Annotated in this window: 16 protein-coding genes; 8 read left to right on the forward strand and 8 right to left on the reverse strand. The window is 67.9% G+C overall.

The window, feature by feature from the left end; translation table 11 throughout:
• Window position 1 precedes the first annotated feature (1 nt).
• From JFB92_RS06050 to JFB92_RS06070, 5 genes are all read right to left on the reverse strand, one after another.
• Window positions 2-1,054: a hypothetical protein gene (locus JFB92_RS06050; protein WP_199035952.1), complete on the reverse strand. Its 1,053-nt coding sequence runs from the start codon at window positions 1,052-1,054 to the stop codon at window positions 2-4.
• Entirely contained in the window at window positions 1,051-3,147 is a 2,097-nt protein-coding gene (locus JFB92_RS06055) for a hypothetical protein (RefSeq protein ID WP_199035954.1), read from the reverse strand. Before JFB92_RS06055 ends, JFB92_RS06050 begins: the two co-directional genes overlap by 4 nt.
• The gene (locus tag JFB92_RS06060; protein ID WP_199035956.1) at window positions 3,144-4,178 is read right to left on the reverse strand and encodes a nucleotidyl cyclase domain-containing protein; all 1,035 of its coding nucleotides are present in this window, start codon (window positions 4,176-4,178) and stop codon (window positions 3,144-3,146) included. Before JFB92_RS06060 ends, JFB92_RS06055 begins: the two co-directional genes overlap by 4 nt.
• Window positions 4,179-4,284: 106 nt before the next feature.
• Window positions 4,285-4,914 (reverse strand): Crp/Fnr family transcriptional regulator, encoded by a 630-nt coding sequence (locus JFB92_RS06065; RefSeq protein WP_199035958.1) that lies wholly within the window; start codon window positions 4,912-4,914, stop codon window positions 4,285-4,287.
• 216 nt (window positions 4,915-5,130) lie between these two features.
• Complete coding sequence (locus JFB92_RS06070) at window positions 5,131-5,874, reverse strand: SDR family oxidoreductase (protein ID WP_199035960.1); 744 nt, start codon at window positions 5,872-5,874, stop codon at window positions 5,131-5,133.
• A gap of 81 nt (window positions 5,875-5,955) precedes the next feature.
• On the opposite strand from JFB92_RS06070, the gene JFB92_RS06075 reads away from it, so the two are divergent.
• The 8 genes from JFB92_RS06075 (at window position 5,956) to JFB92_RS06110 (ending at window position 12,628) form a co-directional block, all read left to right on the forward strand.
• Window positions 5,956-6,426: an RrF2 family transcriptional regulator gene (locus tag JFB92_RS06075; RefSeq protein ID WP_199035962.1), complete on the forward strand. Its 471-nt coding sequence runs from the start codon at window positions 5,956-5,958 to the stop codon at window positions 6,424-6,426.
• A 91-nt stretch (window positions 6,427-6,517) separates the two neighbouring features.
• Complete coding sequence (locus JFB92_RS06080; protein ID WP_199035964.1) at window positions 6,518-7,198, forward strand: hypothetical protein; 681 nt, start codon at window positions 6,518-6,520, stop codon at window positions 7,196-7,198.
• A complete protein-coding gene (locus JFB92_RS06085; protein ID WP_199035966.1) occupies window positions 7,195-8,112 on the forward strand; it encodes a nucleoside triphosphate pyrophosphohydrolase in 918 nt (305 codons plus the stop codon). The genes JFB92_RS06080 and JFB92_RS06085 overlap by 4 nt, the downstream gene beginning before the upstream one ends.
• A 114-nt stretch (window positions 8,113-8,226) precedes the next feature.
• The gene (gene ectA, locus JFB92_RS06090; RefSeq protein ID WP_199035968.1) at window positions 8,227-8,793 is read left to right on the forward strand and encodes a diaminobutyrate acetyltransferase; all 567 of its coding nucleotides are present in this window, start codon (window positions 8,227-8,229) and stop codon (window positions 8,791-8,793) included.
• Window positions 8,794-8,962: 169 nt separating this feature from the next.
• Window positions 8,963-10,222, forward strand: coding sequence for a diaminobutyrate--2-oxoglutarate transaminase (ectB, locus tag JFB92_RS06095; RefSeq protein WP_199035969.1), 1,260 nt, complete (start codon window positions 8,963-8,965; stop codon window positions 10,220-10,222).
• Window positions 10,219-10,635 carry an ectoine synthase gene (locus JFB92_RS06100; RefSeq protein ID WP_199035971.1) on the forward strand — a complete coding sequence of 139 codons (417 nt, stop codon included), beginning with the start codon at window positions 10,219-10,221 and terminating at the stop codon, window positions 10,633-10,635. The genes ectB and JFB92_RS06100 overlap by 4 nt, the downstream gene beginning before the upstream one ends.
• Before the next feature lie 17 nt (window positions 10,636-10,652).
• Window positions 10,653-11,540: an ectoine hydroxylase gene (gene thpD, locus JFB92_RS06105; RefSeq protein WP_199035973.1), complete on the forward strand. Its 888-nt coding sequence runs from the start codon at window positions 10,653-10,655 to the stop codon at window positions 11,538-11,540.
• A gap of 251 nt (window positions 11,541-11,791) precedes the next feature.
• Window positions 11,792-12,628 carry a cellulose binding domain-containing protein gene (locus tag JFB92_RS06110; RefSeq protein ID WP_199035975.1) on the forward strand — a complete coding sequence of 279 codons (837 nt, stop codon included), beginning with the start codon at window positions 11,792-11,794 and terminating at the stop codon, window positions 12,626-12,628.
• An 83-nt stretch (window positions 12,629-12,711) separates the two neighbouring features.
• Here JFB92_RS06110 and JFB92_RS06115 read toward each other — a convergent pair whose 3' ends face one another.
• The 3 genes from JFB92_RS06115 to JFB92_RS06125 all read right to left on the reverse strand — a co-directional run bounded on the left by JFB92_RS06115 (window position 12,712) and on the right by JFB92_RS06125 (window position 16,650).
• Window positions 12,712-14,241, reverse strand: a complete 1,530-nt coding sequence (locus JFB92_RS06115; RefSeq protein WP_199035977.1) for a hypothetical protein — start codon at window positions 14,239-14,241, stop codon at window positions 12,712-12,714.
• Window positions 14,242-14,256: 15 nt separating this feature from the next.
• Window positions 14,257-14,790: a SigE family RNA polymerase sigma factor gene (locus tag JFB92_RS06120; RefSeq protein ID WP_199035979.1), complete on the reverse strand. Its 534-nt coding sequence runs from the start codon at window positions 14,788-14,790 to the stop codon at window positions 14,257-14,259.
• 225 nt (window positions 14,791-15,015) lie between these two features.
• Window positions 15,016-16,650 carry a hypothetical protein gene (locus tag JFB92_RS06125; protein WP_199035981.1) on the reverse strand — a complete coding sequence of 545 codons (1,635 nt, stop codon included), beginning with the start codon at window positions 16,648-16,650 and terminating at the stop codon, window positions 15,016-15,018.
• Between the last annotated feature and the right edge of the window lie 4 nt (window positions 16,651-16,654).

Genomic DNA, 16,654 nt, shown 5'->3' on the forward strand with positions numbered 1-16,654 from the left:
GTCAGAGCGCGATCGGGCCTTTGGCCCCAGGGGGATCGGCCTCTCCGCTCGGCTGGGCATAGCCCGCATCCTCGGGTGAATCGGCATAGGGCGGCGGCTGCGCATACCGTTGGATCCGATCGGCGAGGTCGTGTCGGCCGTTCTCCCGGTAGAGCCTGGAGAGGACCACGCCGATGGCAGCCTGCCCCGCCTCGTCGGCGTCCAGGAGGAACTGGTCGAGCAGCTGTCCGTCGGTGGCGGCGGCGGGATCGGGCGGCGGTTCGTCGACGCCGCCGCCCATGCCGTGCGGCTCATCGAGGACGATCGGTTCCGGTTGTGCCGGTTCGGTCTCCGACTCCTCGGTGTCCTCCTCCCGGATCGAGGCGGCCGGGATGCGGTGCGGATTGAACCAGCGGTCCAGCTCGGTGAAGAGCTGCGCCTTCAGGGGTAGTTCCTCCAGGCGGTCCTGATGCTGGGCGAACCACCAGATGGTCGCGATCTTCGGGTCGTCGAAGATGCGACTGAACGAGCGAATCCGGCGCTCCAGAATCCAGTTCTCGTGTCGTTCGGACTCCCAGGCGAGTTTGCGCTGCTGGATGCTGCGGACCAGCTCCAACTCCGCGGGCTTCGCCTGTACCGATACGCACCGTCCCCAGTACGTGACTCTGGCGCCATGCAGCGTGCGGCGCCGCATCAGCTGCTCGGTTATCCGGTAACTGAGCTGCTCCTGCTCCGTCAGTGCCAGGCGAGCGGAGATCTCCCGCACGGTCGAATAGAGGTCCTGTTTGAGCAGTGCTTCCAGGTCGTCGGCCGTCTCTCCCGGGCCGCTCGGCTCGAACTTGATGTGCAGCACGCAGCGGAACTCGAGTTCCGGCTTCTCACTAGGCAGATTGAGGTGGAGGTTCCGGCTCGCTGGCGGCGGAGGCTCGGGCGCAGGTTCCGGCTCGGGCTCGGGCTCTTCGAACACGGGCGGAGGGTAGGAGGGCACCGTATAGGGCTCTTGCCGTCCGAGCCCGAACAGCCGTCTCCAGAAGGAGGGCCGCCTCGCGGACTGCCCGTAGTAGAAATCGGTCATGGCGTCGGTTCCTTGTACTCGAGGAGATTGATCATGATTCGGGTGCTGAGGTCGGCCAATCGCCCTTCGGGGCGTCGCGTCAAGAGGACGCGGGCGGTCTGCGCGAGCTGGCCTGTGCTTCGGAAGTCCCGCGCGGCCGCCGACACCAGGTGGTCGGCCATCGCGTCGCCTATGTCGAAGTCGAGGTCGGCGGCCGCCTCCAGCCAGGTCGTGGCCGCGACTCGGACCGCCGCGGGATCGGTCGTGGTGAACAGTCGCTGCCAGAAGGTCGCGACATGTCCGCTGGGATCGGTGTTCAGGGCGTCGGGGTCGCGTCTGAGACGGAGGCGGTACTCGTCGCGTCCGTAGACGGACTTGACCATTCGCGGCACGAGTTCCCGCAGTCGAGACGAGCCGGCCGGATCCAACCAATCGGTGAACCGGATCAACAGGATTCGCGGACGGTAGTGGAGCGACACATTCGACACGCCAATGAGGATGGCCTGCCTGACCCGCTCGTCGTCGCATTTAGCCAAGTGCTGCAAGCGGTACAGAGCGTTGCGGGGGAACCGCTCCGCATAGGCGGGGTCGCCGCAGACGTTGGCAACTATGAGTTGCTTGTGGACCGGAACGTTCGCGGCGTACGCGGTGTCCCAGAGGTGTCTGCGGATCTCTCGGCCGATGTTCGCATCCAGGGCGGCCTGCAGCAGCAGCTGGCTGCCGAGCCCGATGTCCTTCGCCAGGTGCCTTGAGACCGAATCGGTGATCAGGCCGGGGTCACGAACCGCGGAGGCGAGCGAGACGAAGGAGACGATCGCCCTGCCCGGGCTGCGATCGTCCAGATACTTGGGAAAGCGCAGCAGCTCCAGGAACCAGGACTTGAGGTGGTCCCGCCAGTTCGGGTACTCCTTCCAGACGTGCGAGACCACGGCCTCGGCGTATCCCGGATTGCGGAAGACCGACGCGGACGGGTCGAACACGTCGGTGAGCTGGCCGAACTCCGCGGTCAGGCTCGGCTGGTTCAGCAGGTGTCGGTGTTCCTCCTCGTATTCGACGAGTTCGAGAAATCGTTTGGCCGCATTCACGATCGACTCCTTTGGCGCGGTTTCGAGTACCGCGGCCGCCATTAGGAGCGCCCGGCTGGCGGCGTCCAGCCTCTGTCCGAGCCGTTCGTTGAGGTCGCGGTGCCAGTCGGACAGGCCGTCCCGGACCCGCTCGTGCAGGTGGCCCATTGACAGGCCCGGGCCGGCGCTGCCGATGATCTCGGCCAACCGAGCGATTCTCGGAGGCCAGGATTTCGCGAGTTCGTCCCGGAATCCCTGGTGTCCGAGGACCGGTCGCAGGTAAGTCGCGCCGTCGGAGCCCTGAAGGTACCTGGTGAGCACCGCTTCGCCGCTCGGCCGCCGGAGTCTGAACGCGGTTCCTGTCACCGACTCCGCGGCCGGGTCGAAGTGCTCGTGTCCCAAGGCGATGATCAGATGACTGCGCTGGGATTGAACGGACGCCTGAATCTGCGGGAGCCGGCGAACCAGCTCCCTTCCCAGGTCCCGATCGACGCTGGCGTCCAGCAGCATCAAGGTCGGTTTCTCCAGATCGTCGACCGACCGCTCGAGGTCGCGGACACTGTCGGCGAACACCCGTGCGATCTCCATCGGGCGGCGCCGAACGAACTCGACCGCTCGGTGCTTGGCCGCGGTGGACAGACCAGAGCGGGGCTCCCCGCACAACACCAGAATGCCGTGCTCCTTCAGAACGCCGAGGTGTTCCTCTAGCTGCGGAGGCGGCACCACCAGAGCGAGTTCGCGCTCGATGGACTCCGCATCGGTCGCGTACCGCCGCTGCCCGTTCAGGTCGCGGAGGATCTGATCGAAGTTCTCGGGCGGCTCGACGAAGTTGAAGGTGTTGTTGTCCCGGCCGGCCCTGAGGCTGTCGCGTCCGATCCGTGCCGCGCCCGGCGCTGGGGAGGCTACGGCCGGAGCGGTCTCGTTGGCCTCCGTGTCTGCTTCCTCGCGCGGGGAGGGGGGTTTCGGGGCCGCCGCTCCCTCCCCGCGAAGGCCCGACCAACTGCGCGGGAGACCGTAGGACTCCGGTGCCCTGTCGGGAGCGTCGGTCATGCCCCTTCACCTCGGTTCCAGAAGGGAGCGCGCCCGTCACCTCGAGCGTTGTTCTGGTCACGGCCGACATTGTTGACCGTGGCGTCGCCCTCGGCCGTGATGGAGTCCCGGCCGATGTTGGTGGTGGACCGGTCCTGGCCGCTGTGGTTCTGCGAGTGGTCGTCCTGGCGGACGTCCCCGCCGGCTATGGCAGCGCTCTCAGCGACGTTCCCGGTGCGAAGGTTTTGGGCTCGTGCGTCCCCGGAGACGTCGCCGATGCCGACATTCTGGCCGCCGGTCGCCGCGGAGTCCGAGCGGCTCAGGCGCTCGGCCTTGAGGAGGCGGTCTTCCAGGTGCTCGCCAGGGGATGCAGCGTCGGTCTCCTCGGAACCGGGCAGGTTCGCCAGACCGAAGCGCAGGAGGTCGCCCGAGGGTGTGGGCACGTGTACGAACGCGTTGGTGGTGTAGTCCTTCTCCTCGATGAACACCGAGACCCGGACGAACTCGGAGTCCCTCACCCAGAGCGGGTCGGGGCCGATCACGTCGGAGATGACCCGGGGGCTGACTGCGAGGGACAGAAACGTCGCCTCGGGGTCGGACTTGTCCAACAGGACGCGGTTGGGCAGGCAGTCGGCGATACGGACGGCATCGATGATGGGCTGGTTCGGGGCGATGTCGATCCGGTCGTCATCGAGGGCCTTGACGGGGCCGACCGAGATGCCCATCCGCATCCGGACGTTCAGTCGGTTGCGGTGGTGGAGCTCGCGGAGCTGGCCCTGCAGCGCCACCGGGATCCGGTCGACGATGTCGCGGAGGTGCGCTTCGTCGAAGCCGGCGACGATGCCGTCCCCGGTGTTCTGTTCGAACACCTTGGCCGCCCAGACCTCTCCGAGATCAGTTCGCGTGAAGGATTCCTCGATCGCGTCGCGGAACGCGACGGCGACCTCGTTGCGCTGGGTGTCCGTGTACGAACTGAACTTCCTTATGTCGACGGCCATGATCACGAGGTTGCGGGTGGTCGTGTGCTGTTGGGGGATGCTTGCGGTGTCCATTGACACTCCTACGGTCGGTCGAGTTGTAGCCGATGTGTCAATCCTCAGGGGGCGCAATGGATTACGATGTCCAAAGTTGGACATCGCAGGCTATGACGTGCGGCACTCAGGATCCGGTGGCGCGGCGGGCCAGGGCCGAGCGGTCGAGCAGTTCGATGCGGGACTGGCCGATGCGGACGGTCCCCGACCGGCGCCAATGCGCCAGCAGGCGGGTGACCGAGCTCCTCGATACGCCGAGCGAGTCCGCGACCTGCTGCTGCGTCATAGGGACCCTGGAAGCGTCCGGGGCCGAGGCGGCGCTGAGCACTTCGAGGAAGAGTTGGGCCATCCGTTGCTCCGTGTTGAGGTTGGCGGCGCGCCAGACTCGTTCCCCCACTTGGCGGGCCTTGGCGAGCATGTACCGCCGGAGCGGTTCGGTCAGGCCGCGGTGTTCGAGGGCGCTCTCGAACTTCTCGCCCGCAAGGGCGGACGTCTCACAGTCTTCCAGCGCCCACACCGATGCCATGTGGGTGCCGTGGTCCTGTTGGGCGTATTCACCCAGCAGGTCGCCAGGGCCGCGGATCGCCACGAGGACCTCGTTGCCGTCGGATTCGGTGTACACGACGCGAACGCGGCCGGCGAGGAGCGCGTAGACCACCTCGCCGCGGGCGCCCTGGTCGAGAAGGTGGCCCCCGGCCGGAAACGAGCGCCGCCGACCGCGCCGGACGAGGTCCTGCCATTGGGTCGGGGCGATCATCGCTTGGAATCCGCGGAGATGAGGGCGCGGTGCCGTGGTGTTCACCCGACATTCCTAACGGCTCGCGATGGGACTGTCTGTCGTCATCTCGACACTTGAGGCATGAGTCGTATTCATGAGGTGCCGGTGCCGGTGCCGGTGCCGGTGGGGCGAGCGGGAGTCGGAGCGGTCGCGTGCCCGACTGCGCGCTCGCCCGCCGGGCCCGCTTCGCGGTCGTCAGTTTCGGGTGGTCAGCCAGGCTTCGAAGGTGGTGGGGGCCAGGCGGGCCGGTTCGGCCGGGAGGAGGACTTCGCCGGACATGCCGGTGCCGAACGGTCCCGACCAGGTCGGGACGAGTTCGACGTCGCGGCCGCGCGCTCGGAGGGTGCGGCGGGCCATGTCGACCAGGTCCTGGGGTTCGGGCCCGGCCACGTCGGGGTGGCGGCCCCGGGGTCGGCCCACCGCGACCTCGGCGAGGATCTCGGCCACGTCGTCCGGCGCGATCGGCTGCACCAGCAGCGGCGCGATCTCGGCCGCGCCGTCTCGCTCGGTCCAGCCGACGACCATCTCGGCGAAGTCGTGGAACTGGGTGACCGGGACGATCGTCCACGGCACCGGGCCGGCCTCGATCAGGCGCTCCTGCTCGCGTTTGCCTTCGTAGTGGGCGTTGCCGTCGGCGCGGTGGATGCCGACGATCGACAGCAGCACATGGTGGCCGACGCCGGCGCGGGCCTCGGCCTCCAGGAGGTTGCGGGTGGCCGCTCCGAAGTAGGCGGCGGTGCTGTCGCGGTCGCCCGCCGGGGCGTTGGTGGCGTCGACGAGGGCCTCGACACCGGTCAGCGCCCGGTCCAGGCCCTCGCCGGTGTGCAGGTCGACGCCCAGTGAGCGGCTGATGCGGACCACTTCGTGGCCCTCGCGCTCGAGGACCTCGACGGTCCGGGCGCCGATGTTGCCGGTGGCGCCTGCGATCGCCAGTCGCATGATGGTGCTCCTCTCGGTGGGTGGTACCGCGACAATATAACGGACTAAAAAGATCCGCAATATCTTAGATATGATGGACCCGTGAAGTTGCCCGCAAGCACCGAGTGGGTGTTGCACTGCGCCACCTCGCTCGCCCAGCTCGACGAGCGCGCCTCGGCCTCGACGAACCAGCTGGCCGAGTACTTCGACCTGCCGCGGGCCTATCTCGCCAAGCAGCTCAAAGCCCTGGTCAAGGCCGGAGTGCTGACCGCGACCACCGGCCCGAGGGGCGGATTCCGACTCGCCCGCCCTCCCGCGGAGATCTCCCTGCTCGACATCGTCGAGGCCGTCGACGGCGGGGCCGACCCCTACGAATGCCGGGAGATCCGCCAGCAGGGCAGGGGCGCGCTCTCGGCCGAGGCGTGCCGCCACACCTGCGTCCTCGCCGCGAAGATGGCCGAAGCCCATGAGGCGTGGAGGAGCAGCCTCGCCGGAGTGACGCTCGCCGAGATCCTGGACCAGATCCCCGACTGGGCCCCGGCGCGGACCCGCTCGATCCTCGGCGGCGGGTGATCGTCGGGCGCCGGGTGAACCTGAAGCGGGCTCCGCACCCGGCTGCGACTAACCTCACAGGGGCAGTTCTGTGTGTCGAAGGGATTTGAGCGTGCGAATTTGGAAAGCGGTCGGGGCCGCGGCGGTCGCCTTGGGAGCGTTGACGGCATGCGGCGGGGTCCAGGGGGCCGGGCTGTTCGTCGGCGGCGAGCGGATCTCCGAGGACGTCGTCGACGGCTACGTCGACGAGCTCGCGACCATCCAGACCGAGCAGGGCGGCGGCGACCTCGCCGGACACGACTACTCGCAGGAGCGCGTGGCGGTCGTCGAGTTCCTGGTGATGGCCGAACTCGGACGCGAACTCGAGCTCGACAGGCCCGACGGCGCCGGGGACGACATCAACGGGCTCTACGCCGAGTACACCTCCTACCTCGGCCAGCTGAGCGAGGATGCCGAGCCCCGGGAACTGACCGACTCCGAGTTCGAGTCGCTGTTCGAGGCGGTCTCGAGCGACGAGCAGGTGAACCAGCGCGTGGTCTCGGAGTGGATCGAGTCCTCGGGTCTGTCCGACGCCGAGCTCCAGGAGCTCAGCGCGGCCTCGCAGACCGACCCGACCATCTTCGAGGAGATCGTGCGGCAGTGGAGCGCCAACCAGGGCGCGGCCCTGGCCGGCCTGTCCGATGACCTGAACGAGTACGTCGAGGAGTACGACATCACCTCCAGCCCGCGCTACGGCGAAGCGGCCGTCACCGTGCTGCCGGGCGTCTGGGAGATTGCGATCCCGCAGCGGTGAGCGCCGTCGTCTGGCTGCTGACCTCGCCGCGCGTCCCCGCCGGGCTGCTCTCGGTGGAGGCATGGGACGCGCTGCACGGGGCCGAGTACGTCGGGGCCGGCGCGGAGTCGCCGCTGGTGCGGGCGGTCCGCGACGCCGGGATCGAGGTGAGCGCGGGCGAGGACTTCGCGGCGTTCCTCAAGCGCGGCGGGGTCTGGCTGGTCGCCGAGGACGGCGACGAGGATCTGGGCGGGGCCCTGGCCGGGGCGGTCGCTGACGGCTCGGTCGAGCTCGAGGTGGTCTACGGGTCCTGGGATCCGCCCGGCGCCAGGCTGCTCGATCTGGTGGCCGCGGTCGCCCGGTTGCACGCCGACGAGGGCGGATGCCCCTGGCATCGTGAGCAGACTCACGATTCGCTTGCGCCGTTCCTGCTCGAGGAGGCCTACGAGGTCCTCGACGCCATCGCCGCCGGCGACCCCGCCGAACTGCGCGAGGAGCTCGGTGACCTGCTGTTCCAGCCGGTCCTGCACGCCTCCCTGGCCGCCGGGTTCGACATCGACGACGTCGCCGGCGACCTGGTGGACAAGATCATCCGCCGCCATCCGCACGTGTGGGGCGACGCCGACCCCGCCGACCTCTATCGGCACTGGAACGACGCCAAGGCCGCCGAGAAGCCCCACCGGGACCACCCGGCGGACGGGGTCTCGCGCGATCTGCCCGCGCTGGCATTGGCCTCCAAGGTGATCGACCGCTTCGAGGACGCCGGGACGCCGCTTCCGACGCCCGAGCTCCCCGAGGACCTCAAGCCCGGGGCCGAGGAGGTCGGGGACTTCCTGCTGGCCGCCGTCGCCGCGGCCAAGGCCGCCGGGGTCGAGCCGGAGCTCGCGCTGCGTCGGGCCCTTGTGGTCAGGGCCGACCTTGAGCAGGAAGGATGATGTCCTACAGGTAACACCTGGGCGCGAGAGTTCACTTGAACTCAACGTATGCGACTTAACAGTAACGTTCGGCTGGGCTTAACAATGCCGCCGATCCTTGCTACCGTTGTGCTCATGCCACCCGGTGACGCAAGTGATGCCGACCTTCATAAGTCGGACACCCAGGTCCAAGGTTCGAAGGCCTTCGGAGCTGGGGAGCTGACCTTCGGCTCCCCGGAAATCTCCGACGGGCCGCAGCTGTGGGACCTCGCCTCCGCGGCGGGGAACCTCGATGTCAACAGCAGGTACCACTACCTGCTGTGGTGCCGCGACTTCGCGGACACCTCAGTGGTGGCCCGCGCCGCCGACGGGCGGATCGCGGGCTTCCTGACCGGCTATCGCCGACCTTCCGCACCCGACACGTTCTTCACGTGGCAGGTCGCGGTCTCACCTGATTTCCGTCGCCGGGGCCTGGCGAGGCGTATGCTCGACCACCTGGTCGATTCACTGCGCCCCCAAGGAGTTCGCTTCGTGGAAGCGACAGTGACTCCGGACAATAAAGCGTCCATACGGCTGTTCGAGTCGTTCGCGGAGGCGAACGGAGCGGACTTGGCCCTGGACGTGCTGTTCTCTGAGCGGGAGCTCGGTTCCGGCCACGAGTCGGAAGTGCTCCACCGAATCGGACCGCTCGCGGGCCGATGAACGAGCTCAGCTGTCCGTTGCGGAACTGAGTCCGCCCTACCCGGGCACCGACGAGTGCCGGCCCGGGTAAGCGCCCGGCGGTCCGGTCATGGCGAGCTTCGCGAGCCATGAGGTGGGACACGCCGCCGGGAAGCGGGGAACAGCCAATCAGGCCGACCAAAAAGAGACAATGCAGGTTTTCGAAAAGGTCGAATCAGAAGTCCGTTCCTACTGCCGCAGCTGGCCCGCGGTATTCACCACCGCACGGGGCAGCAGTATCAACGACGAGACCGGGAAGTCGTACATCGACTTCTTCGCCGGGGCCGGGTCGCTCAACTACGGGCACAACCATCCCCAGCTGAAGGAGGCCCTGCTCTCCTACCTCGCCGAGGACAACGTCATCCACACGCTCGACACGTACTCCGAGGCCAAGCGCGGGTTCCTCGAGGCGTTCGACGAGATCATCCTCCAGCCCAGGGAGATGGACTACAAGATCCAGTTCCCCGGCCCGGCGGGGAACAACGCGGTCGAGGCGGCCCTCAAGCTGGCCCGGAAGTACACCGGCCGGGAGACGGTCATCTCCTTCACCAACGGCTTCCACGGCATGACCCTGGGCGCCCTGGCCGTCACGGGCAACTCGATGAAGCGCGGGGGCGCGGGCGTGCCGCTCAACAACGCCGCCACCATGCCCTACGACAACTACATGGACGGGCAGACGCCCGACTTCCTGTGGTTGCGCAGCCTCCTCGAGGACTCCGGCTCCGGGCTCGACCAGCCCGCCGCGGTCATCGTCGAGACCGTCCAGGGCGAAGGCGGCATCAACGTCGCCTCCTCCGAGTGGCTCCGCGGCCTCCAGGAGGTCTGCCACGAGCACGACATGCTGTTCATCGTCGACGACATCCAGATGGGGTGCGGCCGCACCGGCACCTTCTTCTCCTTCGAGCGGGCCGGCATCCAACCGGACATCATCACGCTGTCCAAGTCCCTGTCCGGCCTGGGCCTGCCGTTCGCGGTCACGCTCATGAAGCGGCACCTGGACGTGTGGGAGCCCGGCGAGCACAATGGCACCTTCCGCGGCTTCGCGCCCGCCTTCGTCACCGCCACCGCCGCGCTCGAGCTGTTCTGGCGCGACGACGAGTTCACCAAGGCGATCGACGTCAAGGCCGAGTGGCTCGACAACGAGCTGCGCTCGATCGTCGAGGCCCATCCCGAGCTGGAGCTGTCCACCCGCGGCTGCGGTCTGGCCCGCGGCCTGGTCTTCGGACAGCCCGAGCTCGCCGGGAAGACCTGCAAGGAGGCCTTCGCGGGCGGCCTGCTCATGGAGACCAGCGGCGCCGAGGACGAGGTCGTCAAGTTCCTGCCGCCGCTGAACACCTCGTATGAGGAATTCGAGGAGGGAGTCGCGATCCTCCGCGACGCCGTCAAGACCATCGCCAAGGAGAACGCATGATCGTCAAACGCCTGGAGGACCTGGTCGGCACCGATGCCGACGTCGAAGGAAACGACCGCGACAAGGCCAAGGGCACCTGGCGGTCGCGCCGCCTGCTCCTGGCCAAGGACAGGGTCGGGTTCTCGCTGCACGACACGGTCCTGTTCGCCGGGACGTCGACGACCATGCAGTACGCCAATCACACCGAAGCGGTTTACGTCATCGAGGGGGCGGGAAAGCTCCATGATCATGAGACCGGGGACGTGCACGAGCTCCGTCCCGGGACGATGTACCTGCTCAACGGCGGAGAGAAGCACACTCTCATGGTTGAAGAGGACCTCCGTGCCGTCTGCGTGTTCAATCCCCCGGTGACCGGAAGGGAGGTTCACGACGAGAACGGCGTCTACCCTCTGTTGACCGAAGACGAAGACTGATGAAGGAGTGAGGGATCATGTCACCCCGCGACAGTTATCCGACGCGGGTCGCCAAGGAACCCCAGCTGATCTATCGAAGCGACGACCCCGCCGTCTGGGGCGAACCCGACGACGGCCCGCTCGACGCAGATCAGCTGGACTCTCACGAGGCGAACGGATTCACCCAGATCGACCAGCTGCTCGAGCCCACCGAGCTCGCGGCGGCCCAAGAGGAACTGCACCGCCTGCTGCAGGACTCCTCGCTGGACGGCGACGAGAGGGTGATCCGGGAGAAAGACTCCAAAGAAGTCCGATCGGTGTTCGAAGTCCACAAGCTCTCCAACCACTTCGCCGAGCTGCTCCGCGATGAGCGGATCGCCGGGTTGGCCCGCCAGATCCTGGGTTCGGACGTGTACATCCACCAGAGCCGGGTCAACTACAAGCCCGGCTTCGGCGGCAACCCGTTCTACTGGCACTCAGATTTCGAGACCTGGCACGCCGAGGACGGCATGCCCAGACCCCGGGCGGTCAGCCTCTCGCTGGCGCTGACCGACAACCACCACTACAACGGATCGCTGATGATCATGCCCGGCTCGCACAAGACCTTCGTGTCCTGTGTCGGCGAGACCCCCGACGACTACTACAAATCCTCGCTGAAACAGCAGGAGATCGGGACGCCGGACGAGACTTCGCTGCGGCTGCTGGCCGACAAGCACGGCATCAAGCAGTTCACCGGCGCGGCCGGCTCGGCGATCTGGTTCGACAGCAACTGCATGCACGGTTCGAACGGGAACATCACCCCGCTCCCGCGCTCGAACCTGTTCATCGTGTTCAACAGCGTGGACAACGCGCTGGTCGAGCCCTTCGCGGCCAAGACTCCCCGCCCGGAGTTCCTCGGCTCGCGCGACTGGCAGGTCCTGCGCTAGACAGAACCTGATAATTCACGCCGCGGCGCCCCGCTCGTATCGAGCGGGGCGCCGCGGCGTGTCCGTCCGACCGCTCCACTTCTATTGATCGGTATCGATGGTTCATGCCATAATGGAGTCCCGGACCACCGCCGCCAAGGGCGCGCGAACGGGTTGGGAACGCCGCCGGACCGACCCGGCGGCCGTTCGTTCAGGTTCGGGACCGATCTCCAATACCCCTGGTCCAACCCGATTCGAACTGGAGCGTCCCCATGTCCGCCTCATTCCGGCGCCGTTCGGCCGCCGTCCTCGCGGCCGCCGTCGGCCTCCTCCTCGCGCCCATGGCCGCCTCGCCGGCCGGGGCCGACCACCCCGAACCCGACCCCCAGCGCTACTACGTCAACGGCTTGGCCGGTCTGTGCACCTTCTGGGACGTCTCCGGCGAGGTCCGGTTCGCCGCGACCCACGATCCCGAACCCTCCGCCGTCACCGTCGACGGCGACATCGGCATGTCCGTGATCGACCTGCCTCCCGGCGAGAGCTGCGATCCGGTGCCGTACCCCGCCACCCAGGTCGAGTACACCTTCGAGGGACAAGGGACCGAGCTGGGACGCGAGACCAGACCCCTCGAGGACTTCGAACCGATCGATTTCACCTTCACCTCCGAGACCGAGATCGACTCGGTCACGATCGCGATCTGCGCGCCGCGCGGCGAGGACGGCTCGACCTGGCCGGAGCGGTGCGGCGAGGCGGAGACCCTCAGCGCCGACTACGTGCCGCCCCCGCCGCACTGCGAGTACAGCTACACCGTGAACCAATGGGACGGCGGCTACCACGCCGAGATCACGGTAACGTCGCTGGACCTTTCCGTGACGAGGTGGAGCGTCTACATCAACCCCGCCGACGGCGTCTCGGTCCAGACCGCCTGGAACGTCGACTGGAGCAGTTCGGGTTCGATCATCTCGATGGAGAGCCTGGACTGGAACGGCGGGCTCGACCCGGGCGATTCCACGAGCTTCGGTCTCATCGGCACCGGCCAGGCGCCGGATCCGTCCGTGATCGAGGTCTACATGGGCGGCTACACGTGCGCCGAGGCCGGGACCTGGTGAGGACCTGGGCACACGAAGGAGCGGCCCCGACTCCCATCAAGTCGGGGCCGCTCCCTTTCCTATGGGGAGGGAATCAGGCCCTGCTACTCGCCCGCGGGCAGGGCGTCCTCGTCGTAGACCGGCGCCGGCATGGCCGCCGCCATCTCCGTGAACTCCTGCTCGCTGAGCTCGAAGTCGACCGCGGTGTCGAAGGTCAGGAAGAGCTGCACCGCCCAGCCGGACTCGTCGAAGACGGTCACGTCGTAGATCCCGGCCTGCGCGTTGGATTCGAGGACGGCGGTCCGGCCGCCGACCTCGATCTGCTCGCATTGGGTACCGGCCTTCCCGTCGCAGTCCGGCAGGACGCGCCCGGCGTCGTCGCTGGTGCCGGGGGTCCACTGCTCCCAGCCGCCCGGCAGCGTGTAGGTGATGTTGACGTGGGTCTCGCCCTCGGCGACCGAGCCCGGGCCGTCGCCGCCCTCGTAGGAGGTGATCGGCAGCGAGGCGGCGATCGAGTACTGATACAGAGGCGTGGCCCCTTCGCCCTCGCTCGGCGGCAGCATCACGGCTCCGACCGACTCCTCGATCACGGCGGACTCGGAGTGGAAGCCGGTCATCGCCTCCTCGACCTGGTCCGCGGTTGCGACCGCGTCGCCGTCGGCGCCTTCTGTCCAGTCGTCATCGGCCGGCTGGCCGGAGCCGTTCGCCGGGCCCTCGTACGGCACGAGCGCGCTCGTGTCGTACTCGATCCCTGGCATGGCGAGCATCGCTGCCTTCAACTCTTCGGCGGTGACGTCGTATTTCTGGCCCTCGCAGCCGGTGTCCCAAGAGGAACGCAGCCCCGAGCCGTTCGGGTAAGCCACCGTGACGTGCACCATGCACCCGTCCATGGCGACCATGAGCCGGCGGCCGTCGTCGAGGTCCTCGACCGAGACGCCGGACCCGTCGTCGATCATCATCGGCTGCGGGAAGGCGTACTCGTCTTCCGGTCCCGGCTCGGGAGTCCAGCCGCCGGGCGCCATGGCCTCGAACGAGAAGTCCGGGGACATGTCGTCCTCCTCGTCCCCGGTCCAGGCGTGGTGGCTGCGCAGATAGACATCGCCCTCGTTGCCCGCCGAGAACTCACGCGGACTGAACAGCAGCGGCAGGTCGTGGTATCCGAGCTCGGAGAGCGCCGCGCCGTAGCCGCCGCTGCGCTCCAGCACCCCTTGAATCTCCGAATCCGAGGGCGGCGAGTAGTCCAGGTCGCCCTCCTCGACGTAGCCGGCCTCCACCAGGAGGTCACCGAATTCGGCCTTGGCGGCCTCGGTCAGCTCCTGGGCCTCGATCGCGGCCGCCTCGGTCCGGTACCAGTCGGCCTCGGCGTAGGCGGACATGACCAGGCCCTGGTCGACCTCGAAGCCGTCGGCGGCCTGCGGCCCGGGGTCCTGCGGCGAGTTGAGGGTGAAGGCCAGCGCCGTGACCGCGGCCAGAGCGGACACTCCGGCGGCGGTGGCTCCGCCCAGGACGGCCCGGTTGCGGCGTCGGGTGCGGTAGCCGTCGGCCACGATCCGGTCCAGGTCGAACTGCGTGGGAGGCTCGGTGTCGGGGAGCGCCCGCCCGATCGCCTCGCGCGAGATTTCATCGTCGTGCATCGTCATTTCCTTCTCTCACCGCTCTGTCTGGGCTGGACGTGGATCGTTCGGGGCCGGAATGGACATCGTCCGACGCAGCGTTCCGATGGCCTTGGACGTCTGGCTCTTCACGGTCCCGGTCGAACAGCCCATGGCGTTCGCGGTCTCCTCGACGGACAGTTGCTCCCAATACCGCAGGATCAACGTCGCGCGTTGCCTCGGCGGCAGACCGTTCAACGCGTCCGCCATTTCGAGCTGCCGGTCTATGTCGTCCTGAGGCGTGTCGGCGGTACCCCGGTCCGGCAGGTCGCCGGTCGCGCGCTCGCGGCGCACCCAGCTGCGGCGCAGATGCGACAGGTAGGTGTTGGTCACTATCTTCCGGGCGTACGCGGAGGCGCCCCCGGGATCGACCCGCTTCCAGGCGGCGAACAACTTGGTGAGCGACTTCTGGACGATGTCGTCGGCCTCGTACCAGTCGGCGCACAGCAGGAAGGCGTATTTGCGCAGGCTTGCGCGCTGCGCTGTGGCGAAGGCCCTGAATTCGGCCTCCTGTTGCTTCTTGAGCTTCACAGGGTTCTCTCTCGACGGGTGTCGGGTTCCGAGGCCGTCCGGCTCGACGGGGTGGGCCGCGACGGTCGGCACAGCTCAATACGGCTTCGACGGGTACGGGGTTGCCCCGGTCCGGACCATTCTCCGCCGGATCTTCCGGCCGGGCCCTCAGAGGTGCGAAGACGCCGCGGCCCCGACTCGCATCGAGTCGGGGCCGCGGCACTGTGCTCTTGTCGGGGGCTCCGGTCAACCGGCCGGTATCTCCGGGACGGCGTCGGCGTCGAATTCCGGCGCGGGCAGCGCGCGCAGGATCTCTTCGAGCATGTCGCGGTCGACCGGGGTCTCGTTCTGCCATGAGATCCACATGCCGACCGCCCAGCCGTCCGGGGAGTACATGGTCGCGTAGATCTGGTGCTCGGTGATGGGATCCCAGTCCTCACCCTCCATCGGCTCGTGCCTCACCTCCAATTCCTCGAAGGCCCAGGTGACGCCGTCGTCGTCGGTCCAGGACTCGCACTGGAAGTCGTCCTTGCAGACGGTCAGATGCGTGTCCCAGCCACCGGTCTCGGAGAAGCCCGGAACCCAGCCTCCGGGCAGGTAGTAGCGCAACGAGAAGCTCGTGTCCTCGACGGTCTCGTCGACGGTGGTCTCGAACGGCAGGGCGCCGTTGGCCGAGTACGAGCGCTGCATGTTCGCACCGCGATCCATCTGCCCGAGCGATACCGCGCCGCCTTCGGTGAGGGTCGCGCCCGGGTACAGCTCCTGGAGCGCGTCGCGCGCCCCGCTGTAGGTCTCCCGCGCCTGGGCATTGGCGTCTGCGGAGTCCGCCCAGGCGTCCTGGTCGTACACCCAGCCGGTGGGGACCTCGTCGAGCTCTTGGACCGCCGTGAGTTCGGAGGTGTCCACGTCGAATTCCGGCACCGACTGCATCGCGTCGACCAGTGCGTCGTAGTCGACCGGGTAATTCGTGCCCGCGCAGTCGACGTCCCAGGTGACCCGCATGGCCGTCCCGTTCGGGTAGGTCATGGCCAGATCGTAGGCGCAGCCGTGGTCGGCGACCATGAGCGTCCGGCCATCGTCCAGCTCCTCCGTGGAGAAGTCGGGGGCCTGGTCGGTGTAGTACGGGCCGTCGCTGATGAGGTGCTGCGGGAACAACTGCTCCGTGATGGGGCCGGGTTCGTCGGTCCATCCACCCGGCAGCATCACCTCGACGCTGAAGGCGTCGCGGAGGTAGCCGGCGACACCTTCGGCGCTGCCGATGTCCTCGGAGAATCCGCCGCGGTAGCTGCGCAGCCAGGTCTGCCCGTAGTTGCCCGGACGCTGCTCCCCGCTGATGGCGAGTCCGATTCTCGCGGGTTCGCAGTCGTCCGGATCCGGCGTTTCCGGATCGTCGGGATCGAAGCCGTCGGGCATCTGGCATGCCCCTTCGTCGGTGTTCTGCGGGTCGTCCCACATCCCCGACTCCGCCAGCAGCAGCCCGAACGCCTCGGTGAGGGCCCCGTGGACCTCCGCGGCCTCCTCGGTCGAGCGGTTGTAGCCGGTCTCCTCGTCGAGCTCGGATGCCCAGTCGACGTCATAGGGGTACCCGGCCATCGACGGATCCTCTATAGGTTCCTCGCTCGGTTCCTCCGCCGGCGACTCGCTCTGCTCCTGGGCGACCGGTGCGTCCCCGTCGTCGCCCGTCGGAGACAGCGTCGTGGCCACCACCACCCCGGCCAGGACCGCCACCGCGGCGGTCGAAGCGCCGCCGAGGACCAGCCGGTTCCGGCGGCGAAGTCGGGTGCCATCGCGGATTATCGCATCGACGTCGATATTCGCCGGGGGCTGGGAGTCGGGCGTTGCCCCGCGTAGTTTGTCGGCGATATGCGGGTCATCGTGCATCGTG

Source organism: Glycomyces salinus (assembly GCF_016428645.1).
GTDB classification, from domain to species: domain Bacteria; phylum Actinomycetota; class Actinomycetes; order Mycobacteriales; family Micromonosporaceae; genus Glycomyces; species Glycomyces salinus.